17 protein-coding genes and 3 pseudogenes are annotated in these 25,273 nt (G+C 39.6%); 13 read left to right on the forward strand and 7 right to left on the reverse strand.

The annotated features are described in order from the left end of the window. Positions 1-41 precede the first annotated feature (41 nt). Positions 42-650: a pentapeptide repeat-containing protein gene (locus tag ACX27_RS20575; RefSeq protein ID WP_470381953.1), complete on the forward strand. Its 609-nt coding sequence runs from the start codon at positions 42-44 to the stop codon at positions 648-650. 368 nt (positions 651-1,018) lie between these two features. Here the strand turns inward: ACX27_RS20575 and ACX27_RS20580 are convergent, their stop codons facing one another. Together ACX27_RS20580 and yidD are read right to left on the reverse strand one after the other, a co-directional pair. Next, positions 1,019-1,900 (reverse strand): DUF4114 domain-containing protein, encoded by an 882-nt coding sequence (locus tag ACX27_RS20580; protein WP_062295221.1) that lies wholly within the window; start codon positions 1,898-1,900, stop codon positions 1,019-1,021. A 346-nt stretch (positions 1,901-2,246) separates the two neighbouring features. Continuing rightward, positions 2,247-2,549: a membrane protein insertion efficiency factor YidD gene (gene yidD, locus ACX27_RS20585; protein ID WP_062295222.1), complete on the reverse strand. Its 303-nt coding sequence runs from the start codon at positions 2,547-2,549 to the stop codon at positions 2,247-2,249. 62 nt (positions 2,550-2,611) lie between these two features. On the opposite strand from yidD, the pseudogene ACX27_RS20590 reads away from it, so the two are divergent. From ACX27_RS20590 to uvrC, 11 genes and pseudogenes are all read left to right on the forward strand, one after another. Then, positions 2,612-3,320: pseudogene (locus ACX27_RS20590) on the forward strand (diacylglycerol/polyprenol kinase family protein). A gap of 370 nt (positions 3,321-3,690) precedes the next feature. Further along, positions 3,691-3,822 (forward strand): hypothetical protein, encoded by a 132-nt coding sequence (locus ACX27_RS34945; protein WP_256364349.1) that lies wholly within the window; start codon positions 3,691-3,693, stop codon positions 3,820-3,822. A gap of 778 nt (positions 3,823-4,600) precedes the next feature. Beyond that, positions 4,601-6,421: a beta-barrel domain-containing protein gene (locus tag ACX27_RS20595; RefSeq protein ID WP_062295223.1), complete on the forward strand. Its 1,821-nt coding sequence runs from the start codon at positions 4,601-4,603 to the stop codon at positions 6,419-6,421. 217 nt (positions 6,422-6,638) lie between these two features. Continuing rightward, positions 6,639-8,813, forward strand: a complete 2,175-nt coding sequence (locus tag ACX27_RS20600; RefSeq protein WP_062295224.1) for a peptidase domain-containing ABC transporter — start codon at positions 6,639-6,641, stop codon at positions 8,811-8,813. A gap of 320 nt (positions 8,814-9,133) precedes the next feature. Beyond that, positions 9,134-9,364, forward strand: a complete 231-nt coding sequence (locus tag ACX27_RS20605) for a hypothetical protein (RefSeq protein WP_062295225.1) — start codon at positions 9,134-9,136, stop codon at positions 9,362-9,364. A gap of 175 nt (positions 9,365-9,539) precedes the next feature. Next, complete coding sequence (locus tag ACX27_RS20610; protein ID WP_235526290.1) at positions 9,540-14,906, forward strand: AAA family ATPase; 5,367 nt, start codon at positions 9,540-9,542, stop codon at positions 14,904-14,906. Between the two features lie 68 nt (positions 14,907-14,974). After that, positions 14,975-15,244 (forward strand): hypothetical protein, encoded by a 270-nt coding sequence (locus ACX27_RS20615; protein ID WP_062295226.1) that lies wholly within the window; start codon positions 14,975-14,977, stop codon positions 15,242-15,244. Beyond that, a complete protein-coding gene (locus ACX27_RS20620; protein WP_062295227.1) occupies positions 15,244-15,693 on the forward strand; it encodes a type II toxin-antitoxin system VapC family toxin in 450 nt (149 codons plus the stop codon). Before ACX27_RS20615 ends, ACX27_RS20620 begins: the two co-directional genes overlap by 1 nt. 47 nt (positions 15,694-15,740) lie before the next feature. Beyond that, positions 15,741-15,878, forward strand: coding sequence for a hypothetical protein (locus ACX27_RS32525; RefSeq protein WP_158507408.1), 138 nt, complete (start codon positions 15,741-15,743; stop codon positions 15,876-15,878). A 234-nt stretch (positions 15,879-16,112) separates the two neighbouring features. Beyond that, a pseudogene (locus ACX27_RS20625) lies at positions 16,113-16,488 on the forward strand (hypothetical protein). A 204-nt stretch (positions 16,489-16,692) separates the two neighbouring features. Continuing rightward, positions 16,693-18,570 (forward strand): excinuclease ABC subunit UvrC, encoded by a 1,878-nt coding sequence (gene uvrC / locus ACX27_RS20630; RefSeq protein WP_062295228.1) that lies wholly within the window; start codon positions 16,693-16,695, stop codon positions 18,568-18,570. 16 nt (positions 18,571-18,586) lie between these two features. Here the strand turns inward: uvrC and ACX27_RS20635 are convergent, their stop codons facing one another. The 5 genes and pseudogenes from ACX27_RS20635 to ACX27_RS20655 form a co-directional block, all read right to left on the reverse strand. Beyond that, positions 18,587-19,117, reverse strand: a complete 531-nt coding sequence (locus tag ACX27_RS20635; protein WP_062295229.1) for a hypothetical protein — start codon at positions 19,115-19,117, stop codon at positions 18,587-18,589. Positions 19,118-19,532: 415 nt separating this feature from the next. Beyond that, positions 19,533-20,465, reverse strand: coding sequence for a PrsW family glutamic-type intramembrane protease (locus ACX27_RS20640; protein ID WP_062295230.1), 933 nt, complete (start codon positions 20,463-20,465; stop codon positions 19,533-19,535). Then, a pseudogene (locus ACX27_RS20645) lies at positions 20,458-21,380 on the reverse strand (class I SAM-dependent methyltransferase). Before ACX27_RS20645 ends, ACX27_RS20640 begins: the two are co-directional and overlap by 8 nt. Positions 21,381-21,492: 112 nt before the next feature. Further along, positions 21,493-23,247 carry a sensor histidine kinase gene (locus tag ACX27_RS20650; RefSeq protein ID WP_062298464.1) on the reverse strand — a complete coding sequence of 585 codons (1,755 nt, stop codon included), beginning with the start codon at positions 23,245-23,247 and terminating at the stop codon, positions 21,493-21,495. Then, positions 23,244-24,302 (reverse strand): ABC transporter substrate-binding protein, encoded by a 1,059-nt coding sequence (locus ACX27_RS20655; RefSeq protein ID WP_062295231.1) that lies wholly within the window; start codon positions 24,300-24,302, stop codon positions 23,244-23,246. The genes ACX27_RS20650 and ACX27_RS20655 overlap by 4 nt, the downstream gene beginning before the upstream one ends. Positions 24,303-24,510: 208 nt before the next feature. On the opposite strand from ACX27_RS20655, the gene ACX27_RS20660 reads away from it, so the two are divergent. Continuing rightward, positions 24,511-25,266: a MotA/TolQ/ExbB proton channel family protein gene (locus ACX27_RS20660; protein ID WP_062295232.1), complete on the forward strand. Its 756-nt coding sequence runs from the start codon at positions 24,511-24,513 to the stop codon at positions 25,264-25,266. Positions 25,267-25,273: the final 7 nt, after the last annotated feature.

Genomic DNA, 25,273 nt, shown 5'->3' on the forward strand with positions numbered 1-25,273 from the left:
CATTTGTTAACCAATTAATTCAACTAAATCGAGTTAAGTAAATGATCATTTGGAAGGCAGGCTGTATGGACGCTGATGAACTTCTCAGACGCTATCAGGCAGGAGAGAGAAAATTCACACAGGTTTGCCTGCATTCAGTGAATCTGAGTGAAGTATGTTTAGCTGGGATTAGCTTAGATAGCGCCAGCTTAGTAAACGTCACTTTATCTCATTCCAATCTGAGTGGAGCTAACCTCATAGAAGCAAACTTGGCACTGTCTTGCCTTTGGCGAACTAACTTCAGTGGTGCCAAACTAATTTGGGCAAACCTCAAAGCGGCTAACTTAATTCGCGCCAACCTGAGCAACGTAGACTTACACAAAGCATCTCTACAGAAATCAGACCTACGTTTAGCTAATTTACACAATGCTGACCTCAGTGGTGCAGATTTAAGTGGCGCAGATTTGAGTTATGCCAACCTCTGTTGTGCTAACTTAGCAGGAGCCAATCTTAACGGTGCAAACCTCACAGGAGCTAACTTGAGCCAAGCTGACTTGAGTTATGCCGATCTCCATAAAACCATCTTGTACAAAGCTGATCTCAGTGATGTTGATTTGTCACAAGTTAACTTGAAAAAAGTTGATTTATATGAAGTACTGGCTGGTCAATAACGGCTGAAATGTCAGTTGATCTAAAAAATGAAACTGAGGTTTGATGGTGCGGACAAGCCTGATGAAAATAAGCGATCGCTTTTTCTAATTTGGTGAAGCGATCGCTTGGATTGTATACTGGCAGATACGAAAATATTTGAAAAAGTAGACAAAAAACTCAGTATCTTTTGATCACTCACAACAGAAAGATTGTTGACTGACCCTGAAACAGTAGTGAGTATTGAAATTGTAAACTTGTAAATCAATATTGGTAGATGCGCCCTTGATATAGGCATCAAGTTGTTGACTTATACTGATTGGAAAAATGGTTGTGACAAATTGAAGCTTCAAAAGCTGACTAATCAAGCTGTTAACAATCCAAAACGCTACTAGCTGTTAGCCTTTTTCAGAGAACGACGACGAGTTTTGAGTACACCAATTGCACCGATACCAACTAAGGCTAAGGTTGCAGAAGGTTCTGGAACACTCACACCTGTTAATGCAGAAGCATTTCTAGAACCAATATCTACGGCAAAAACGACATCATTATAATCTTTATCGCCGCCGCCCCATAAATCTTCATAACCCAGAACTAAGAAGTTTTTGTACACATAAGTCATTACGTGTTGCAAGCCATCTGGGTTAGTAGCTTCATTTAAGCCAAACACACCTTTAACAGTTTGCCCTTGTTGGTTTTTGCCAGAGATACCGCCGTTGATGTCATTAGAATGCAATAGGAAATCGAGGGTAGTACCAGCTTGGAATTTGCCTAAGCTAACCCAGTCACCAACATTTAAGGGGCTGTCTTGTTGGGTTTTATTAGCTAAAGCATCGTTAGGATTTGCACAAAACTCTTTAAAATTTTGAAAAGCACTATCTTTGGTACTACAAGATGTATCGCCAAAGATTTTTCCTGTGGTGACTGTATCACCATAAGTTGCTTGAAAATCTAAACGGTTGCGATAACCACCAGCAGTTTCACCAATAAAGAAAACTTTAGTATCGTGAGCATATTTCAGTGTCAGTTGAGATAAATCAACTTTATGCGCTCCAATTGTCTCCGGTGCTAAATAGCGAGATTCTTTGCCCACAAAATCCTTAAAGTCTTGTATATTATCTTTAAATTCAATTGGAGCTTCATTTCTGCTTTTGATGTTAACAGTATTCGCTGGTGCTGGTGGTGGTGCTGCATTTGCTGGTGTAGCAGATACCCACAAACCAGTTACTAAAGTTGTTGCAGCGAATAATTTAGTGAACAATGAGCTTTTCATAGCTTGCCTTTTTGAAATCATGAATCCATTTGTAAGAGATTAGCTATGAATGCGTCTAGTTTATTTTATGAACTTGTTCACTTTTTTTATATTGAAAGCATTTAATAAAAACTAATTACAAAACTTATGTATATACACGGTAGAGCCAATTATCAATATTAATTATTTCAAGTGGTTTTTGAAGGAAGAATTACTGAATCAATACGAAAGTAAAATTACGCAAAGAGCAACCTTTACTCCTCTTCAGGTATTAAAAAATCAAGCTATTATCCACCTTTTACGTCATCAAGCAATTCACTACTCACATGGGAATGCTGTAGAGATTGCGGATGACTGCAAAAGGTTTTTAGTGATTTCGCAATTCTGGTTGAGTTTCATTTTCAGAATTCAATTGAGTGTGACCACAACAATCTTGCTGTTTTGTGTCTGATGACGCGATTTCTGGTACTGGGTCATAGCCACCGGGGTGAAATGGATGACAACGCAAGATGCGGCGAATTGCCATCCAGCCACCGCGCACTACTCCAAACCTCTCAATTGCTTGAATAGCGTACATAGAACAAGTTGGCTGAAAGCGGCAAGTAGGGGGAAACAACGGCGAGATAAACATTCTGTAAACCCGAATCAACCAAATAAATAATAGTTTCATTCCTGTTGCCCAAATCTTATAAATTAGAAACAAGGGTAAAAACTGTCTAGCGTGTAAAATCCTTGTTAACTCTGATTCCTGGTTTAACGTCAATTCCACCTTTGTGGCTGCAAATTACCATAGTTGCAGTTTGGGTGTTGCTTATCCTCCTAGTTTCATGGTTGGTAAGTCGCTTTGCAACTGATGATTCAGAAATAATCAGAAAAATCGTGCATATTGGCACTGGCAATGTGATTTTGCTGGCTTGGTGGCTAGATATCCCGGCCAGTGTAGGCATTACAGCTTCGATTCTAGCGAGTATTGTGACCTTGTTATCTTATAGATTGCCAATTCTGCCAGGGATTAATAGTGTGGGTCGTCAAAGTTTAGGAACGTTTTTTTTATGCTGTGAGTTTTGGCATTTTAGTTGCGTGGTTTTGGTATTTGCAACAACCCCAATACGCTGCAATTGGAATTATGGTGATGACTTGGGGAGATGGTCTAGCAGCATTGTTTGGTCAACGCTTTGGTATACATAAGTATAAAGTTTTTGGGGCTAGTAAAAGCTGGGAAGGCTCTTTAACAATGATCTTAGCCAGCTACATAGTGAGTAGTTTGATTTTGCTGGGTGTGCAAGGAAATACTTGGCAGATTTGGGTGGTATCATTAGCGGTGGCGATCGCAGCTACTGGTTTAGAAGCTATTTCCTTTTTGGGTGTTGATAATCTAACTGTTCCTTTAGGTAGTGCCGGTCTAGCCTTTGTATTAATACAACTATTATCAGGTAACTAAGTAGCAGTCATAAACTGCGTACACAGAAAAAATAGTCTTGACCTAGTTATAAATTTTCCCGTCTACCTACTTTCTATCCACAGGTACTTTGATTGCTTTTTGTTTATTATTATTGGCTGAATTTCAATAGGATATCTTATAGTATCTTGTCTTTTTAGGGAAGAAACTATAATTTTTCAGCAATATTTACTATTTTTACTCGTAGAATACTAGGATATCTGGAACACATAAAAGATTTTTTTATATCTGCTGCTAGTAGTAAAACTAAAGTTGTGATTTCTATCTATAGATTTATGATTTCCTGACAAACAGTGCTTATAGTTGGGTACTTAGGTGGTCAAACCACCGAACTTAAGTGAGGCTAACAATCATGTCACATTCAATATTTGTATCAAAGTTGTTGATTGAGTTATCAGATCAACAACAGAAATTAGTTGCTAGTGTTATAGAATTTAAGTTGGCTGGGAGTCGTTTTGCCAACAGCAACATTGGCTGGAAGTAGGATGTAGAAATGATAAAATCATCGACTTCTATTGATTTGCAATTTTTTGAATAATTCACACAGTATTGCAGAATCTAACTTGCTTAAACGTTGAGTATGGCACAGCCGTTTGAAGCGACGCTGTAGTTATGGGCAATTTAATAGCTGTGTGCTTGGTTGTTTCTTTGGAAGTCAACATTAATCATGGTAGAAGCATTTATGTAATTTTTTCGGCTGGTCAAAGAAAAGATTGCACATATACATGAATTGTGGAAATTCTTGGCTGCTGGATTGTGGAAGTGAGGCTAAAAAGTATGTCACATCAAGTCATTATATTATGTAGAGCTTGCTATTGCTCCCTATTCTTGGCTAACAGCAAGAACAATCAACTATCTTACCTTTAAATGCAGTTTATTCAATTATTTCGACCAAGTTAAGAAGAGGGGAGAGGAGATAGTTATTACTCGCTCAACGTAAGTGAGGTCTTTGAGGGAGTCTGAGCATTCTCCTCTGTTTTCTCTCTGCGTTGCCAACGTTAGAGATATGAGAAAAGTTAAGCTTGTGCTTGCTTGTCACACACTTTTCTCGTCCCCCATAACTAATTATAAAAGATTATTGGGGATGATGTTCTCTGCCTTTGAGAAAGGTAATTTATGAAATAATAGCTCAAAGCGATCGCCCCAGAGGCAAAACCTAAAATTTGCTTGGAATTTCGCTATATTTGTTAGGCAAAATCCCAGTTATTTTGTCTAAATTTTGATAATTCTACATATAAATTTCTCAAATAAGGTGCAGTACAGTGAATTTCTTACGCGCTCAGGAAAACTATGCTGATAGTAGTTTTAATGACCTGAATCCAGAACAACTCCCTGTATTTGATGTCAATGAGTTTCTTCCCAGCATTGGCAAATGGATTGGTGTTGCTGGGAGTGTAATGATTAGTATTTTTCTGATGGCAGTAACTTTATCTTCGATTCTTAAGTACAATGTCACAGTTAAAGTTCCGGCAACAATTCGACCTTTAGGGGAACTCAAAGTTGTGGAGTCGGCGATTACTGGAACTGTGCAGAAAATTGAAGCGAAAGATAATCAAATCATCAAACAAGGCCAAGCGATCGCTTACCTGGATGATGGACGGCTTCAGAATCAAAAAAGTCAGTTACAAAATACAATTCAAAAAAGTAAATTGCAACTGGGTCAAATTGATGCACAACTGAGTGAAATTAATATGCAGCTGGCGGCGCAAACTGAATTAATGAACCAGACAATTTTAGCGGCGCAAGCAGATTTAAGTGGGACTGAACGCAACTATCAAGACCAGCGAATTAAAGCTTTCGCGGAAATGACGCAAGCAGAATCAACGTTAATGATCGCAAAGTTACAAAAAGACAGATTACGGCGCGAAAAACTGCTAACTACGACTTTGCAGGAAACCGAAGCCGCCTTGACATTAGCAAGAGTACAACGCGATCGCTTGCAGCGCGAAAAATTATTCCAATCAACTGTGCAGGAAGCAGCAACCGCCTTGCAAATTGCCCAAAAACAAAAAGATAGATTGCAGCGTGATCGACTTTTAACAGTTACTGTCCAAGAAGCCGAAGCCGCCTTGCAAATGGCGAAGTTACAACGCGATCGCCTACAGCCAATAGTCGCATTAGGAGCCGTTTCACTCAATTTATTTGAGGAAAAAGTTCAAGCAGTTAAATCTGCGGAAGCTAGGTTAGCAGAAGCTAAAGCCAACACGAAAAATCTTTTGGAAGAAAAAGAACAAGCAGTGATTTCGGCAAAAGCGAAACTCGCACAAGCTCAAGAAAACGCGAAAAATAGCCTAGAAGAAAAACAATTGGCAGTCAAAGCAGCCGAAACGAAGTTAGAACAAGCGAAAGCCAATGCTAAAAATAGTTTAGAAGAAAAAGCCCAAGCCCTCACAATTGCCCAAACAAACTTAATCAAGGCGCAAACTGCTATCAATCCCAGTAATTCACCTGTAGCTGTCGCACTTGCACGCATTCAACAAGAACAGGCGAAGAAACAAGCAGATTTAGCGGCGTTGAAAAAAGAAAGAGAAACTTTACTTCAGCAGCGCCTAGAATTTCAAAAGCAACTAGACACCACGCAAAAAGAACTGCAACAAACCGAAAATGATTTAAGTAAAACGGTGATTCGCGCACCGAGTGATGGAATTTTGTTGCAATTTAATTTACGCAACCCTGGACAAGTTGTCCAACCCAGCGAAGCGATCGCCCAGATTGCACCTTTAGATGCAACATTACAAATCAAAGCCAGAGTACCCGCACAAGATATCGATAAGGTAAAAGCAAATCAACAAGTGCAGATGCAGGTTTCTGCTTGTCCTTATCCAGATTACGGCACACTCAAGGGTACTGTAACCACAGTTGCACCCGACGCTTTAACTGTTGAGAAAAACGCTGCATTACCAACTGTGCAACCACCGCCTGCTTATGAAGTGACGATTGTACCGCAAACTTTATCTGTTGGTAGGGGCGATCGCCAATGTCATCTTAAACCAGGAATGGAAGGACGCGCCGATATTATTTCTCGCCAAGAAACAGTTATGCAGTTTATTCTGCGAAAAGCCAGATTAATTGCAGATATTTAAAAGAATTCAGGAGTCTGAATTCAGAATTCAGAATCAAAAAATACATTTTTCTGCATTAAGAATTACCAATTACAAATTACGAATTAAATAGATAGGCACAAATAAATCCAACTATGTCAAGAAAAGTTAATGAGCTTACAAACCTCTTCCCTCCTGCCTCCTGCCTTCTGCCTCCTGCCTTACCTTAACGATAAATTGTCTCATCCACCTACTTATCATGTTTGGTTTATTTAAATTTAAACACCAAAAAAAATACCAGTGTGTTTTACAATCTAGTGAAGAAGATTGTGGAGCAGCTTGTCTAGTTTCAATTTGCAAACATTACGGACGCTTCTTGAGTATGAGCAAAAGCCGAGAAGCCGTAGGAACTGGACAGTTAGGCACAACTTTACTCGGATTAAAACGCGGTTCTGAGACGTTGGGATTTAATACTAGAGCCGTCAAAGCCGCACCAGCAATCATGGATAGAATTACAGAAATCCATTTACCCGCCATTATCCATTGGCATGGTTATCACTGGGTTGTGCTGTACGGTAAGCGAGGGAAAAAGTATATTGTTGGTGATCCGGCTACAGGCTTACGTTATATTAGCCGCGAAGAGTTAGCTATTGCATGGAATGGAGTCATGCTCTTACTAGAGCCAGATTTGACTCGGTTTTTTGTGCAGTTTCAAGAAGAACCAAAGCAGGGTCTAGGAAGCTTTTTTCAGCGTGTATTGCCTTATCGAAATTTATTAAGTCAGGTATTACTCATCAATATTGTTTTAGGTGTATTGGCGCTTGGTAGTCCAGTTTTGCTGCAACTGTTAACAGATGATGTTTTGGTACGAGGAGATACTCAATTACTAGTTGTTGTTGTCTCAGCCGTTGTGATTACTAGCTTATTTAGTAGTAGTTTGCAAGCTGTACAGTCAATGATGATTGCCCATTTTGGTCAACGATTGCAATTAGGGCTGGTAATGGAGTTTGCCCGCAAAATTCTTCAGTTACCGTTGAGTTATTATGAATCGCGCCGCAGTGGGGAAATTTCTAGTAGATTGCGCGATATTGATGAAATCAATCAGTTAGTATCGCAAATAGTAATTTTATTACCCAGTCAGTTTTTCATTGCGGTAATTTCTTTCAGCATTATGCTGTTTTATAGTTGGACTCTCACACTGGCAGTTGTCTTAGTTGCCTTATTAATGACTGCATCTACTTTACCTTTTTTGCCAATCCTCCAACAAAAAACCCGCAGTTTGTTGGTTTTGGGTGCAGAAAATCAAGGGGTGTTGGTAGAAACATTTAAAGGCGCACAGGTAATTAAAACGACGAATGCGGCTCCTCAGTTTTGGGATGAATTTCAAAGCCGTTTTGGTCGGTTGGCACATTTAACTTTTAGCACTATTCAAATTGGGATTATTAACGGGACTGTTGCGAGACTAATTTCTACTATTGGTGGTGTAGTTTTATTAGGATTGGGTAGTATTTTAGTTATTCAAGGACAGTTAAGTATTGGTCAAATACTGGCTTTTAATGTTTTACAAGTCAATGTTTTGAATTTAATTAACTCTTTAGTTGGGTTTGGTGATGAGTATTTTCGATCGCAAACTGCCGTCTCGCGGCTTTTAGAAGTAATTGAAGCGACACCAGAAGTAATTGGCGGGAGTCAAAAACCAACGGTGCAAATCCCGGCTGATGCGGATATTCGCTTTTCTCAAGTCACTTTTCATCATGCGGGGAGGGTTGATTTATTAGAAGAATTTTCTTTGAAGCTTCCTGGTGGTAATGTGATTGCTTTGATTGGCAAATCTGGTTGTGGAAAAAGTTCTTTAGCAAAACTCATTGCTGGGTTGTATGAGTTAAATTCGGGAAATATCCGCATTGGTTTTTATAACATTCAAGATATCGCGCTGGATTGCTTACGCCAACAAGTGGTTTATGTACCGCAAGAACCACATTTTTGGAGTCGTTCAATTGTGGATAATTTTCGCTTAGGGACTCCCCATATTACTTTTGAGGAAATTGTCAAAGCTTGCCAGATTGCGGATGCAGATAGTTTTATTAGTCAATTACCGAATAATTATCAAACTGTTTTAGGAGAATTTGGTGCTAATCTTTCCGGGGGACAACGACAAAGATTAGCGATCGCTAGAGGGATTCTCACCAATCCACCTATATTAATCTTAGACGAAGCTACAGCCGGACTTGACCCTGTAAGTGAAGCACAAGTGTTAGATCAGTTGTTAGCATCCCGCAAAGGTAAAACCACAATCTTGATTACTCATCGTCCTAGTGTTGTACATCGTGCTGACTGGATTGTGATGTTAGATAAAGGTCAAGTGCAGTTACAAGGCACACTTGAAACATTTCTTTCTCAAAAAGGAGAACATTTAAAGTTTTTATCTTTTTAAGGTAATTGACTAATTTGTAATTTGTAATTCACTTATCTTACACTTAACTCCGACAAATAAAAATCGCGTTAATTATTGATTTTGTCATCAAACCGCCCTTAAAAATTCTCAACAAACTCATATTCCCAAATTATTAAATAATTCGGGGATATTGTTATTCATAGTATTGGTATTGATTGGTTTTCCAAATATTTTTAATCCTAAAGAATGAGTTTGCAGACAAAAAACTACGACTAAAGAATAATTTATCAAAAAACTAAACAACTAATATTAAAGACATAGGTTTTATATACCTATAAACTTAAGCGAGGTAAAAAAATATGTCAAATAAATTCATCACATCTAATTTAGTTGTTGACTTATCAACAGGAGAACAGCAGCTTTTATCTGGTGGACAAAGTACTGGAACAACGTCAGATGGTCAACCAACATACGGTGGACAACCTTCATACGGCGGTCAATCAACAGATCAATCAGGCGGGTATAACTATCCTACCTACATCTGTCGTCCAGTTTACGGCAATGAAAGCGGCGGGAACAATAATCAATGAATACTGAAAGTTAAGCTTAACTTCGGGTAATTACCCAAAACTCAAAAATTGTTATCTTAGCTCAGTGCGATCGCTACACTGAGCTTTTTAAATTGTTAACAAAAAACTATTACGTAATCTTACCACTTTTAAAAGGGTGCAAACTATACTGGTGAGGCTGAGAAACATAGCTCTAATGCTTGAGCAATATATGATCGCACTGGAAGGGTACAAAATTTTAAGAGAACTGTATGACAGCCCTCGTTCTCAGGTATATCAGGGATACCGAGAGTCCGATCGCCAACCAGTCGTGTTGAAATTATTGCGGGAGGAATATCCTACCCCAGAAGCGATCGCTCGGTTTAAACTCGAATACGAACTGACACGCCGCTTTCAAGTTCCGGGAATTATCCAAGCTTACAGCGTTGAAAAATATCAAAATACCTTAGTCTTAGTTTTAGAAGATTTTGGGGGACAACCTCTGCGGAGTTGGCTAACTCAAAATCCCCTGGCGCTAGAAAATTTTCTGCACATTGCAATTCAAGTAGCAGCAGCTTTAGGTGCTATTCACCAGCAACAAATTATTCATAAAGATATTAATCCTGGCAATATTCTCCTCAATCCCGAAACGCATCAAACCAAAATTATTGATTTTGGGATTGCAACGCTGTTGTCAAAAGAAAATCCGACTGTACTCAACCTGAATATTTTAGAAGGAACCCTGGCTTATATTTCGCCAGAACAAACAGGAAGAATGAATCGGGCGATTGATTATCGCAGTGACTTTTATTCTTTAGGGGTGACGTTTTACGAACTCCTGACGCAACAATTACCATTTATTAGCGAAGACCCTGTAGAACTCGTCCACAGTCATATTGCCAAACAACCAATTCCGCCGCATAAAATCAATTCGACAATTCCTGTAGTCATTTCTCAATTAGTGATGAAATTACTCGAAAAGACTGCGGAAGAACGATATCAAAGCGCCTTTGGTTTGCAGGCAGATTTACAACAATGCCTAGATTTGTTGACAACAACAGGGGAAATTCCGCCCTTTGAACTAGGACAAAAAGATATTTCTGATAGATTTCAAATTTCCCAAAAACTTTACGGTCGGGAACAAGAAGTTACAGACTTATTGATGGCTTTTGATCGGGCTAGTCATGGACAAAGCGAAGTTATGTTGATTGCCGGTTACTCTGGAATAGGTAAATCAGCTTTAGTGCAGGAAATTTACAAACCAATTACGCAAAAACGGGGATATTTCATTTCAGGAAAGTTTGACCAATTTCAACGCAATATTCCTTATAGTTCATTAATTCAAGCCTTCACAGCTTTAATTCGCCAATTATTAACAGCAACAGAAGCAGAAATCAATATTTGGCGAGAAAAATTATTAAATGCTTTGGGTGACAATGGTCAAGTCATTATTGATGTGATTTCGGAAGTTGAACTGATTATTGGTAAGCAGCCGCCTGTGGTGGAATTGCTGCCCCAAGAAGCAGAAAACCGTTTTAATTTAGTATTTCAAAACTTTATTACTGTTTTTACGCAAAAAGAACATCCTTTAGTAATTTTTTTGGATGATTTGCAGTGGGCGGATGTTGCATCTTTACAGTTGATTGAATTATTGACGAGTCAGTTAGATAGCCGCTACTTATTGCTGATTGGGGCGTATCGAGATCATGAAGTAGATGCAACTCATCCTTTGCGGAGTGCGATCGCTACTTTAACAGCGGCCGGAGTCACAATTCATGAAATTGCCTTAACACCGTTAGAATTGCCGCAAATTCATGCACTGCTGAGTGATACCTTTAATAGTCATGATTGGGATAAATTAACTCCCTTAGCACAATTATTACAGCAAAAAACCAACGGCAATCCTTTCTTTATGAATGAGTTTCTCAAGTCGCTGTATACAGAAGGATTGCTGCAATTTGATGTGCAGTGCCGGGAATGGAATTGGCAACTTAGCCAAATTCAAGCGGCGCAAATTACCGATAACGTTGTGGAATTAATGGCAGGTAAAATTCAAAAACTGCCAATTGGTTCTCAACAAGTTTTACAGTTAGCATCTTGTATTGGTAATCAATTTGATTTAAAAACTTTAGCCATTGTCCAAGAAAAATCTCTGCCAGCAACAGCCGCCGAGTTATGGGAAGCTGTAGAAATGGGGCTGATTTTTCCCCAAGGTAACGACTATCAATTATTACAAGTAGGCGATCGCGAAGTTGCCGCTAACTTAACAAATTTAGATATTGTCTACAAATTCTTACACGATCGCGTCCAACAAGCAGCCTATTCACTCATTCCTCCCAAAGAAAAACAAGCAGTTCATCTGCAAATTGGGCAATTGTTATTGCAAAATATCACCATCACAGAACAAGAAGAAAAGATTTTTGATATTGTTAACCAATTAAATTTCGGTTGGGAATTAATTACAGATGCACAACAGCGACAGCAATTAGCCCAATTAAATTTAACAGCCGGAAACAAAGCAAAAGCTTCCGCCGCCTACGAACCTGCTTTACAGTACCTCAAAACAGGAATTAATTGTTTAACAGCAACAAGTTGGCAACAGCAATATTCTTTGACTTTATCTCTGCACGAAGCTACTGTTGAAGCTGCTTATTTGGCTGGGGCGTTTGAATATATGGACGAATTAATTGAAGTGGTATTACGTCACACCCAAACCACAATTGATCAAGTCCAAGTTTATGCCATCAAAATTCAATCTCTCGTCGCCAGAGATGAATTATTAACAGCCGTAAAATTAGGCTTGCAAGTTCTCAAACTTTTAGGGATTCCTTTAGCGGCTAACCCTGGACAATTGCAAATTTTGTTGGGACTATTAAAAACGAAACTTGCTTTAGCTGGCAGACAAGTACAAAATTTAGCTGATTTACCCCAACTCACTAATCCCACTAAGTTAGCTGCAATTCATATTTTATCTAGTATTGCTTCTTCAACTTATTTGGCAGCGCCAAACTTATTTCCTTTAACAGTGTTTAAACAGGTGGAACTTTCCGCCATACATGGAAATGCGCCAGAATCAGCTTTTGCTTATGCCACTTACGGCTTGATTTTGTGTGGTGTTGTCGGAGATTTAACGGGAGGATATGAGTTTGGTGAGTTGGCATTAAAATTAATAGAACGCTTGAACGCCAAAAATATGCAAACTAGAGTATTGTTTGTGGTGAATAGTTTTGTGCGTCACTGGCGAGAACCACTTGCTAATACCTTACCTGCATTGCAAATTGCTTTTCAAGTAGGTCGAGACACAGGTGATACTGAGTATGCGGCTTTTGCAGCAAATGTTAGTACCAGTCATAGTTATTTTTGTGGACAAGATTTAAAAGAAGTAGATCAAAGTTTAGCTAATTATTTAGAAGTAATTCAGAAGTTTAAGAAAAAGCCAGTTTTAGATTTAATTAAAATTTATCGACAGGCGATCGCTAATTTGCAGGGTAAAAATACCAATCCCTGTGAGTTGGTAGGGGAATTTTACGATATCACAGCCAGCTTACACTTACATATTGAGACAAATTATCGCACAGCCACTTTTACTGTCTACACTCATTTACTGACATTAAATTATTGGTTTGAAGATTACCAAACGGCTTGGCAAAATGCCGAATCAGCAATTCCTTATTTAGATGCTGTAGTAGCGTTATTTATCATTGGTTGGTTTTGTTTTTATGATGCTTTGATGCGGTTAGCTTTAGCAGCAACTAGCAATTTAACAGAACGACAAGCATTACTCAAACAAGTTACAGCTAATATCAAAAAACTTAAAACTTGGGCGCAATCTGCACCGAGTAACTACAGCCATAAATTAGCTTTAGTCGAAGCAGAATGGCATCGAGTTCATAATGAAACAGCAGAAGCGATCGCTTGTTATGATCGTGCCATTAATTTAGCCCAAGAAAACAACTATCCTAACGAAGCTGCGTTAGCCAATGAACTCGCAGCCAAGTTTTATCTCGCCCAAAATAAACAGAAAGTTGCCCAAGGATATATGCAGGATGCTGCCTATCTTTATTTGCAATGGGGCGCAACAGCTAAAGTCAAATATCTGGAAAATCAATATCCCCAACTGTTAAACCGCAAGTTAGAAAGAATTACTACCCCGCATCTTTCCACCAAAAATACTAACGCCAGCAGCGTTACAAGTACCAGTGGTTCTGCTTCCCTGGATTTGGTAACAGTGATGAAAGCTTCTCAAGCTTTATCAGGCGAAATTCAGCTAGATAAACTGCTGGCTAATTTAATGCAAATTTTAATGGAAAATGCGGGGGCGCAACGGGGATTTTTGTTATTAGAAACCAAAGGTAAGTTTTTAATTGAAGCCCAAGGTACAGTTGAACAAAATAACATTCAAGTCTTAGAATCATTACCGATAGAACATAGTTCAATACTTTCCGTGGCAATTGTCAATTATGTCATCCGCACTAAAACAAGTGTAGTGTTGAATGATGCCACGCGCAAAGGTGAATTTATCCGTGATCCTTACATTCGCCAATTTCAACCGCGATCGCTTTTATGTGCGCCCTTAATTAACCAAGGCAAACTCACTGGTATCATCTATTTAGAAAATAACTTAACCACAGGCGCATTCACTCCTGATCGTTTAGAGTTACTTAACTTACTTTCGACTCAAGCGGCAATTTCTCTGGAAAACGCCCGATTATACACCGATTTAGCAGCTTTAAACCAAGCCTACGAACGCTTTGTTCCCCGCCAGTTTCTTCAGTTTCTCAACAAACAAAGTATTGTTGATGTGCAGTTGGGTGATCAAGTCCAACAGGAAATGTCAGTTTTATTTACTGATATTCGCTCGTTCACCACTTTATCAGAAACTTTAACCCCCGCCGAAAACTTTCAATTTATCAACTCATATTTGAGTTGTATGGAACCAATCATTATTCAACATAACGGTTTTATTGATAAATATATTGGCGATGCGATTATGGCTTTATTTGCTGGCAATGCTGATGATGCAGTGCAAGCCGGCATTGCAATGTTACAAGCTTTAGTAACTTACAATCAAGAACGGCAAAGCCAAGGTAAAACCCCCATTCAAATTGGGATTGGCATTAACACTGGTTCGCTGATTTTAGGCACAGTCGGCGGCTTTAATCGCATGGATGGCACAGTAATTAGTGATGCGGTAAATTTAGCCTCCAGAATAGAAGGCTTAACTAAAACATTTAACACACCATTATTAATTACAGACCAAACATTTCAACGGCTAAAAAATTGCGATCGCTCTTATATTCGCATAGTTGGACAAGTAAAAGTCAAAGGTAAAATTACAGCCGTCACCGTTCATGAAGTATTTACCGCCGATGTTCCTGAAATTCGCCAAGGTAAATTAGCAACCACAGAATTATTTAACACCGCCCTCAAATTTTACCAAGCCCAACAATTTAACTTAGCCGCCCAACATTTTCAAGATTGCTTACAACAAAATCCCTTAGATCAAGTCGCGCGAATTTATCTCAATCTTTGCCAATCAGAATTGCAGTTATCAACTATTTTTACGGAAGAAATTAAGTTATAAAAATTTGTTTTTATATAGTGTGGTAAAGTTAAAATAATAGTTTATACTATCTGATAATTTAGCAAACTATGACTTCTATCAAAGCACAACTCTTAGCGGCAATTGAAACAGCCCCTGAATCAATTCTAGAGCAAACCCTTAATTATCTTGAGTATCTTAAAGCCAAAGAACAGAAATCTCAAAACCCGTCTTTAGAAGCTTTAAAAAAAGAGGGAGAGCCAATTTTGCGTGGTTCTAAAGCTAAAGATTTGCTAAAGTTTGCTAAAACATGGCAAGGAGACGACTTTGAAGAATGCTTGCAACTTGTTTATGATACTCGTTCCCAGACAGAATTTTAATGTATTTACTTGATACTAACCATTGTAGTCGCATTATCTTTGGTGATTCTAACTTAATTCAACAACTACAAGCTCATAGCGAAGCGGGTATTGCTACTAGTGTTGTAGTATGTGGAGAACTTCTTTACATGGCGGCTAAATCTGATCAAAGTATTGCTAATCTTCAGCAAGTCAGAAGGTTTTTAGACACAATTGATATTTATCCGATTAACTTATCAATTTTTGAGGTTTATGGCAATCTTAAAGGCAAGTTGGTAAATACTTTTGGGCCTAAAGAAAAAGCCCAACGAAGAAATTTTAACTTACAATCCCTTGGTTTTGGAGATAATGACCTCTGGATTGCAGCTACTGCAATTTACTATAATCTTACTTTAGTTTCGACAGACAATGATTTTCGCCGGATTCAGCAAATAGAAATGCTGAATTTAGAATCTTGGCTTTTAAGTTAAATAAATATCATTGTTATGTAAATAGAATGACTTACATTTACAATGTGATGCTTCACATAATGAATGCGATCGCTCACATCATGAATGTGATGACTTACATTATGAATGCGATGGTTCACATTGTGAATGTCACGACTCACATTCACAATGTATCAGTCTGCAATCAAACTGCACGCTTACATTAAATATTATTAAAACAGAATTCAGAATTTACCTGAGTGCGAATGCTGGATAAATAGGTGAGTTTAAAACCTCCACTAAATTTTTAATTTGGTGGTTTTCAAGGAGTAGTAGGTATTTTTCCTCGACTCATTGATTCTGACTCCTGAATTCTGGCTTCTGAATTCTTCTTTATATTACTGATAGATTTTTTAGTTGCAATGGGTACGTTAAATATGTATCCTTATACGGAAACATTCATGCCTACCCAAGATACTACACGTCGTTTATCTCGCCAGACAATTATTCAAGACACCACTTCTTTACACGGTTTGCAAACGATTAGCAACTATACAACAACCCGTGGTGATGCCACAGAAGATGCTTTGCAAACAGCTTATCAAAAAAATGTTAATGCTGCAACAAGTAGAAAATGAAAAACTCACTTTATACCGTGCGGCTACTGATGCGGCGAGATTAGCCGAGTGGGAATTTCACAATGCTGTGTTAGCTATGAAAGAAGTTGTGCGGGGACAATATGGTTCAGATAGCGATCAAGCGCAAGCCGTAGGATTTAAGAAAAAATCAGACCGTAAACGTCCCTCTCGCAAAAAGTCAGTAGCGATCGCTAGTTAATTAATATATAAAACTTACGTACACAGTTTGTCTTTGAAAACTGGGTAAAAGGGTGTAAGGGTATAGGGTGTCAGGGTGTTTGGATAAATACACTCTTATACCCTGACACGTCCCCTGTTCTCTTTTATCTTCAAATTCCGCAACGCCCAATTTATTTTTTAAAATAGAGGTAGGTAAAAGCGTCAGATTACCAAAAATTTAATTGTGACAACATCTGCTCAAATACTACCACTGGTTAAAGATCCAGAGCGTCTAGAAAATCGGCTAGCTGAAATCCCGCCGGAACCTGGTGTTTATTTTATGCGGGATAGCAGCGATCGCATTATATATATAGGTAAGTCGCGGAAATTGCGATCGCGTGTGCGTTCTTATTTTCGTGAAGGCTACAGCAAAAGCGAACGCATCGCCACAATGGCGAGACAAGTAACAGAAATTGAATTTATTGTCACCGACACCGAAGCCGAAGCTTTGGCGTTGGAAGCCAATTTAATCAAGCAGCACCAACCATACTTTAATGTGCTGCTCAAAGATGATAAAAAATATCCTTACGTTTGCATCACTTGGTCAGAAGATTATCCCCGCATCTTCATCACACGCAAACGCCAGCTAGGTAAAGAAAAAGATAAATTCTACGGCCCTTACACAGATACAGGTTTATTAAGAGAAATCCTCCGCATTAGTAAGCGCATCTTTGCACTTAGACAGCGACCCCAACCTTTATTTAAAGACCGTCCCTGTTTAAATTATGATATGGGGCGTTGTCCTGGTGTCTGTCAACAGTTAATTTCCCCGTCCGAATATCGCAAAACTGTGCAGAAAGTAGCAATGGTATTCCAAGGTAGAACTCAGGAATTAATTGATATTTTGACAGAACAAATGCAAACAGCCGCCGCAGCTTTAAACTTTGAATCGGCGGCGCGGATACGTGATCAAATTTCTGGGTTAAAATCTCTGACGGCAGATCAAAAAGTATCCTTACCAGATGATACAGTTTCGCGGGATGCGATCGCTTTAGCGACAGATACACAACACGCCTGCATTCAATTATTTCAAATTCGCGCTGGACAATTAGTTGGACGCTTGGCGTTTGTTGCAGATGCTCAAGCTGAACCAGGTGCAATTTTACAACGAGTTTTAGAAGAACATTACCAAACTGCTGATGCGGTGGAAATTCCCGCCGAGATTCTGGTACAACATGAGTTACCCGACACAGAAATATTAGCGGATGTCTTAACTCAGCGAAAGGGTAGAAAAGTCACAATTGTTGCGCCCCAACGCCAAACTAAAGCAGAATTAATTGAGATGGTTGAGCGTAATGCCCAATACGAATTACAAAGAATGCAAAAATTGGGCGATCGCAATAATCAAGCCATGCAAGATTTAGCTGATATTCTCGACTTACCAGAGTTACCCCACCGCATTGAAGGTTACGACATTTCCCATATCCAAGGTTCCAATGCTGTTGCTTCTCAAGTCGTATTTATTGATGGTTTACCCGCCAAGCAAAATTATCGCCATTACAAAATCAAAAATCCCACCGTCACAATTGGACATTCCGATGACTTTGCCAGTTTAGCGGAAGTCATTCAACGACGGTTTCGTAAATATAGTGAAGATTCTCAACTACAACGCACAGGCAATCCTGACTGGCCTGATTTAATTATGATTGATGGCGGTAAAGGTCAGCTATCATCTGTTGTTGCTGTGTTGCAAGAAATGAACTTACTAGAAGACTTGCGGGTTGTGAGTTTGGCAAAACAGCGCGAAGAGATTTTCTTACCGGGAGAGTCACAACCCTTACCCACCGACGCAGAACAACCAGGAGTCCAATTACTAAGAAGGTTACGAGATGAAGCCCATCGGTTTGCAGTGAGTTTCCATCGGCAACAACGCAGTGATAAACTGAGGCGATCGCGTTTAGATGAAATCCCCGGCTTAGGACATCATCGCCAAAAACAACTATTAGGGCATTTTCGCTCAGTCGATTATATCCGCCAAGCTACACCCGCCCAACTCGCCGAAGTTCCCGGAATCGGCCCACGACTAGCGCAGGAAATCTACGATTACTTTCATCCCGCGTAAACAAGCTAAATTTCTGTTATTCTTCATTCATTAATCCGCCTAAAATTTCATTCCATTTCTCCTTGTGTATTTTTTGTAGTTCATTATCCGACGCTATCAACTGAGAGTATCCCTCAATAAAATCACTAATAGACTCGATTAATCTTAAATAGTATGTGATTGTCGGGATAATTCCATTCAAAATTACCTGACAACCATGTTCAGATGAAATTTGTGTAATCAGCTTGCTAATTTCTTCTGCTTCTGATTGCTTAATATCTTTTGCAGCAAAAATATAATATCTGCTGGGATTGTATTTAATTATCTTCTCTCTAGCACGATAAAGAATTTGTAAAGTTATTTCTTGACCATGTTTTACTTCTATCGCTTCAACAAGATGATTATTTTGATCAAATATTTCAATGTCTCCCGCAGTCCTTGAAGTTCTATCAGAAGCTGTGTGACTACCTAATTTACCAAGCTTACAAAAACCATATCTAGATATTTCCTTAATCAGAATCTGATAAATAGCATAGAAAGCAATCACTGGTAGTTTTGAACCACCCACAGTTGTATAATTATAATTAAAATGTTTATCTAATTGTTGATTGCTGATGCTGTAACTTCAGCACGAGTAGGTAATAAAGCAACAGTCAAACTAGCTAAAGCAATAGATAGTGGTAATAATTTTTTCATGGTCTTCAATTTCAAATTCTGTCTTTCTAATATCTATAAATTTAGCTGTAATTACAATGGCAAAATTATTGATATTCAAATCAAGGCGATATGAAGATTTGATTCATTTCGTAAGTAAATTAATAGATAATACAGATGGTGATATCAAATCAATTTCTCACCGATAAAACCCAACATCATCCGCGTGCATCCGTGTGCATCTGCGGTTAATTATTTTTTAGTATCTGGTTGCAAATGTAAACAACCACAAAATATTTCTAACTCTGTAACCTATCACCTATCAACTGTCACGAATGACGTAAATACAGATAAATCAACAATGCCAAAATTGCCAAAAATAAATTCCAAGAAACCCGACTCAGAATAAAACGCAAAATTTCTGGATAAAAAAACTGTTTCCAACGTAAAGGCTCAAGAATTCTTGCTAACAAAAACAATCCAAAAATAGCATTTCCTCCCAGCATCAGTGCAAATAACACTAAACATCTGTGCCATGAGCGAGAAATTAAGATGATGGGTGATTGTCTTTGTACTCTTCTTAATAATTGTTCTAATCGCCAAAACATCCACAATAAAAAGGGAAATAAACTATAACTGAGAAAGTTAATTGGTGCAGCGTAACGCCAAGCAATAGATAAAACATTTACCAGTGCATGACAAATCACAGAATTGATCAAAGCTGACAAAATTAACTTTTGTTGGCGATGTAATTTAAGATTCGAGGCAAAATAAATTCCTAAAGCATAACCCCAAGGTGCAGAAAACATTGCATGAACTGGTGTACCAATACTCCGGTCAAGAATTGATGCGGTACCGTGGTAAAGGTAAATCCAGTTTTCTTCGGCGGTAAAACCTAAAGCTACAGCAATCGTAAATAGCAAAATGCTACTGCTGCGGAATCGATACCTGCGTTGCAGATAGATGATGGGGAGAAGAACGGCGATGAACTTGCAACCTTCTTCAATTGGGCCGATTTCTATGAGTTGACGTAAGGCTGCACCAAAAAGCGATCGCTGAATTTGTTGCCAATTTACAATCGAGTTAAATCCCAGTTCCGCTAACCATTGTAAACCCAGGGCTGCACCACCAGAAATTGCTCCGGCCAGAAAAAACCACAGCAAACGCAGTAAAGCCGGAGCAAAGGCGACACGGTAATAGTAATAACCTAAAAGTAACAGTGGGGGAATTGCCGCCCACAGGATTACAGCTAAATTAGTCACTCACCTTAGCAATTACAGTCCGGTGGCGGGGGCTATTGCTGGTAATTGTGGGACGTTGGAAACCTGCACCCATCAAAGCTTGCTCGATATCCAAAGAAAAGTACTCATCTAAATATGGTTCAGTACTCTTGAGCAACGTCAAAATGTAGGGAGGCATTTTTTTTGTAAATCTCAGATTTGGGATTCATGTCCATAATTGCCAAATGACCACTGGGACGCAACAACCGCCGCGCTTCTGCAAAGATTTGGCGCGTTGGTGCTTGGGGTAATTCATGACAGATCAGAAACAGCGAAACCAAATCAAAAGACGCATCTGGTAGCCCTGTCGATTCGGCTGCGGCATGAAGCCAGTTGATATTAGCTTGACGTTGCTGGGCGCGGTAGTTAGCAACAGCCAGGAAGTAGGGAGACAAATCTAAGCCTGTCACTTTCGCTTCGGGATAAACCTGCTGTAAAGCAAAAGTACTTAATCCTACACTACATCCCATATCAAGAATGTCGCGTGGTTCTTGAGGAAGAAAAGGTTTGAGAATATTATGATAACTTTGCCGGAGTTGGCGATCGCCTTCAGCCTCAGCACCAGGCCAAATTTTCGCGTGAACAGCATGGGCAGCAGGTTCTACTTCAAAGGCCGCTTGCCAACTCAGATTGCCATGTTCGTAGGCATGAAATGAAGTGACATAATAATCTGGGTAGGAAAGCTGCGGATTTTGGATTTGCGCTAAATCTGTTGACCAATCACGCGCTTGTAGTTTCTCTACTTCTTTTGTCCAAGGCACACCAATTTTTTTCAGCGCGTTTAATCATCATTTGCCGGGCTTGGTGCTTGGCTAGGTTCGCTAAAGGCTTGATTGCCAAAATGCCGTTTACCAAGTTAACAGCCAAGTTGGGAAAGTTTTGTGCAGCAGCAGTCATAAGTTGATTTGCATTGAACAGCCTTTTTTACTTATGACATAATTCCTGCAAGCCAGTCTAGCAATAGTTAAGTTACGTAACTGAGTGCTAAGTCAAGGAATGATATTCCTCATCAATTCGATGCAGGATAATTACGACCAGACTGATGGATGGGAATTTCTATAACAAATTCAGTTCCCTGTCCTAATGCAGAATGACAGTACAGCTTGCCCTTATGATTGCCTACTACAATTTGATAACTAATAGATAAGCCTAAGCCTGTGCCTTTCCCGACAGGTTTAGTAGTAAAGAAGGGATCAAATAACTTCCCTTGTACTGTTTCATCCATCCCTGAACCGTTATCACTAATGTGAATTGAGACAGTTTTGTCTGCCAAGACTTGCGTCACAATCCAAATTGTAAGATTGGTTTTTTGGAATAATTGGTTATGAGTGGAAGCTTGTTGGTTAAAAGTTAACTCTTCTAACGCATCGATCGCATTTGATAAAAGATTCATGAACACCTGATTGAGTTGACCAGGGTAACACTCAATCAAGGGTAACTGACCGTAATCTTTAATTACTTCAATTGTGGAAGAGCCTGTTTGTGATTTGAGACGGTTTTGCAGGATCAGCAACGTACTTTCAATGCCCTCATGCACATTTACTGCTTTCAACTCAGCTTCATCCAGACGGGAGAAATTGCGTAAAGATTGCACGATTCCCTGAATGCGTTCTGTTCCTACTTTCATAGAACTGAGCAGTTTGGGAAAGTCTTGTTTAAGAAATTCGAGGTCGATGGCTTCCACTGTTGTCTGGATGATTTCTGCGGAATGAGGATATTGTTGTTGGTAAAGGTCGATTAATTGTAGTAAATCCTGAATGTACCTGTTAACATGAGTCAGATTGCCGTGAATAAAGCAGACTGGATTGTTAATTTCATGAGCAACACCCGCAACCAAATTGCCTAAAGCAGACATTTTCTCACTTTGAATGATTCGCATTTGAGCTTGCTGCAAGTCTTGGATGGCTTTCTCCAAATCTTGGGCTTGCTGCCGTAGCTGTGCTTCTGACTCCAGTAAAGCGGCTTGGGCTTGCTTTCGCTGCGCTACTTCTTGTTCAAGTTGCTGATAAGCCTCTACTCGTGTAGCTGCCTGTTGAATTGTCTGGGCAAGAAATTGAATTTCGTTATTTGGCAATCCACTGGGCATCACAAAATGGTCAATACTGTGACTATCGGTAACGGCTTTATTCAAACGTTGGAGTGGATGTAAGACAAATCGCTGAATCATGATTGTCATCAGTACTAGAATTGCTGACATCCCAATGAGTAGGATAATGGTAGAGGTAGAGAGGGTTTGCCAAGCTTGCTGTTGTAGTTCTTGGACATCCAGAATAGCGATCGCTAACCCGCGTCGGTTTGCCTGACCAAACAGTGTACTACTAAAGGGCAAAATTTCAACTAATGCTGGCTTACCGTCTATCGTGATTCTAAAACTCCCTTCCAAACCTGTTTCAGAAGACTGTTTTAGGACATCAGCCAATTCTGGATGAATTGAAGCATAAGGTGGGTTTTGTAGCTCTGTTCCACTCCTTGCTATGGTTTGTCCATTTGGACTGACAATAGCAACTTCTATAACCGTTGGTAGTGTGGCGTAGTTTTGTACCACTCGCTTGATAATGCTCGTATTTCCCAGTTCGATTAATCCTTCTGTGGAAAACCCGACCCCTTGGGTAATTGATTGGCCGCGTTGTTCTAGTTCCTGCTCCAGTTTTGATTGAATCAAGAAGTAGTTTAATCCCAATGTAGTTAAGCCAACCGTTGCTAAAGAAATCCCAAAACCCATCAGTAGTTGCTGGGATAGATGATTTTTAGATGGCTGGCTCATAACTTCCATCCTGTCATGGCTTCATTGACAAGTCCGGTATTAATGTCTACATCTTGCCGAATCACTCGACCATGACGCGGATCTGCTTGCAGCAGTTGCACAATTTCTTCCTTTGCCGAATTGAGACGACCATCGGCGGCAAACATCCGTCTGTTTAAAGTAATATCCCCTTTTTTTAACCCAGCATAATCACTGGCAAAAGACTTACCACTTTGCCCTAGTTTTTCTCCTACAGTGTTAAACACTTTTGTTGGCTGCGTTTCAACAGCGTGCATCACGTCAAACCATGCAAGTATAAATTGCTTGAGTTCTGCTTTTTTCATTTTGACTGTACTTTCACTGGACATCAAAATATCAATCACCAGACTGTCAACTTGCTTTGTCGTGTGAATCACATTTCCCTTGATACTCTTGGCAGTTTCTCCTAGCATCGGTTCCCACAGCACAGCAGCATCAATTTCACTTGTTCTGATTTTCTCGGCTGCTACATCATTGGAGAAATCTCGAATCTGAACTTCAGAAGGTTTGATTTTATGCGCTTTCAAGGCTTCCAGCAAAATTAAATGGTTGACAGTTCCTAGCTTTGCCCCGACCTTTTTACCGCGCAAATCTTCAACGGATTTAATTTCTGGAAGGGCAACAATTCCGTCGGCTCCCGCAGAGATATTGGTTGTCATTAATACCATAGGCTTATCGTTGCCGGGGTCAACTTGCATCACATCCCAGAAAGACACAAATGCTGCATCTAATCCGCCTCGGAGTACAGCCCGACTAGAATCTTGCTGGTTATCAAATCGTACTAACTCAACTTCTAGCCCTCGCTGTTTGAAGATTCCAGAGGGTTGGGCATAGCGTACAATGTCAAAACCCGCCCAGCTTGTAATTCCAACTCGAAGCGGTTTGAGGGATTGGTTTTGTCCAAGACTACAGCCACTGCTCACAAAGGTAAGGCAAACAGTGATTACAAACAAACACAACAAGGTAGGCTTGATACCTAACCTCAGCTTTTGCTGCCACCAGATACCCAATTTGCCAATAATCTGAGCAACTTTCATGACCTACAAATCCTACTCTGGGAACACTTTACTTAAAACCAATGATTCCCAAAAATTTAGTAGGCATAACGTTTCTGTTCAAGCGTCGCTAACTGTGAAAGAATCAACGATGTTGTTCTGGTGCTAGAGGTGATGAAAAAAGATTAACCTTTAGAATTAAAATGCTTTGGGATAATTGCTCTAGGTACGGAGGGAGGAAAGTTAAGCAGTGGATATTTTAGAACTGTTTCAAAAGGGTGGGCCAGCGATGTGGCCTTTGGCAGTTTTGTCAATTCTGGCTCTGAGCGTAATTTTAGAGCGTTTGTGGTTTTGGTTGCGGATTTTAAATCAAGAAAAGGAAATAGTTAACCGTGTACTAGATGCAGCCCAAGAAGATTGGGATATAGCCGCAGATATCGCCAAACGAGCCACAGACCAGCCAATTGGGCGATTTCTCTATGCACCTTTACGCTTGTTAAAAGTAGATTTGGAAACTTTTCGTTTAGCACTAGAAGCCACAGCAGAAGACGAATTAGCTGGGATGCGTCGTGGTGAAAAACTCTTAGAAGCGGTGATTGCACTTTCCCCACTGTTGGGACTATTGGGTACAGTGTTGGGTTTGATTCACTCTTTGCGCTCAATTCGCATTGGCGATTTAGGCACTGAATCAACTGCTGGGGTAACTACTGGGATTGGGGAATCTTTGATTAGTACTGCCGCAGGGTTAATCGTTGCAATTATTAGCTTGGTATTTTATCGCCTATTCCAAAGTTTTTTAGTGAACCAAGTCAAAATTTTTCGCAAGGCGGGGAATGAATTGGAATTGCTTTATCGTCAATCTCCACCGGAATTTAGTAACAATACAGCAATTGTGCATGAAGCTTCTCGTGAAACTGTCACTCCACCCCGCAAAAAAGCTAAAAATCTATTTCCGCAACCTCCAGAAGAACCGAATGTGACTGATTCATTAGATCCTGAACAGTAGGCAGGGG

The organism is Nostoc piscinale CENA21 (assembly GCF_001298445.1).
In the GTDB taxonomy this organism is placed as follows: domain Bacteria; phylum Cyanobacteriota; class Cyanobacteriia; order Cyanobacteriales; family Nostocaceae; genus Nostoc_B; species Nostoc_B piscinale_A.

What these genes read in the sequence shown, in the direction of transcription:
- ACX27_RS20575 (WP_470381953.1), top strand. Translation starts at nt 42, where the DNA reads ATGATCATTTGGAAGGCAGGCTGTATGGACGCTGATGAACTTCTCAGA.
- ACX27_RS20650 (WP_062298464.1), bottom strand. Translation starts at nt 23,247, where the DNA reads ATGAGCCAGCCATCTAAAAATCATCTATCCCAGCAACTACTGATGGGT.
- ACX27_RS20605 (WP_062295225.1), top strand. Translation starts at nt 9,134, where the DNA reads ATGTCAAATAAATTCATCACATCTAATTTAGTTGTTGACTTATCAACA.
- ACX27_RS32525 (WP_158507408.1), top strand. Translation starts at nt 15,741, where the DNA reads ATGCTTCACATAATGAATGCGATCGCTCACATCATGAATGTGATGACT.
- ACX27_RS20655 (WP_062295231.1), bottom strand. Translation starts at nt 24,302, where the DNA reads ATGAAAGTTGCTCAGATTATTGGCAAATTGGGTATCTGGTGGCAGCAA.
- ACX27_RS34945 (WP_256364349.1), top strand. Translation starts at nt 3,691, where the DNA reads ATGTCACATTCAATATTTGTATCAAAGTTGTTGATTGAGTTATCAGAT.
- ACX27_RS20600 (WP_062295224.1), top strand. Translation starts at nt 6,639, where the DNA reads ATGTTTGGTTTATTTAAATTTAAACACCAAAAAAAATACCAGTGTGTT.
- ACX27_RS20615 (WP_062295226.1), top strand. Translation starts at nt 14,975, where the DNA reads ATGACTTCTATCAAAGCACAACTCTTAGCGGCAATTGAAACAGCCCCT.
- ACX27_RS20620 (WP_062295227.1), top strand. Translation starts at nt 15,244, where the DNA reads ATGTATTTACTTGATACTAACCATTGTAGTCGCATTATCTTTGGTGAT.
- yidD (WP_062295222.1), bottom strand. Translation starts at nt 2,549, where the DNA reads ATGAAACTATTATTTATTTGGTTGATTCGGGTTTACAGAATGTTTATC.
- ACX27_RS20610 (WP_235526290.1), top strand. Translation starts at nt 9,540, where the DNA reads ATGCTTGAGCAATATATGATCGCACTGGAAGGGTACAAAATTTTAAGA.
- ACX27_RS20580 (WP_062295221.1), bottom strand. Translation starts at nt 1,900, where the DNA reads ATGAAAAGCTCATTGTTCACTAAATTATTCGCTGCAACAACTTTAGTA.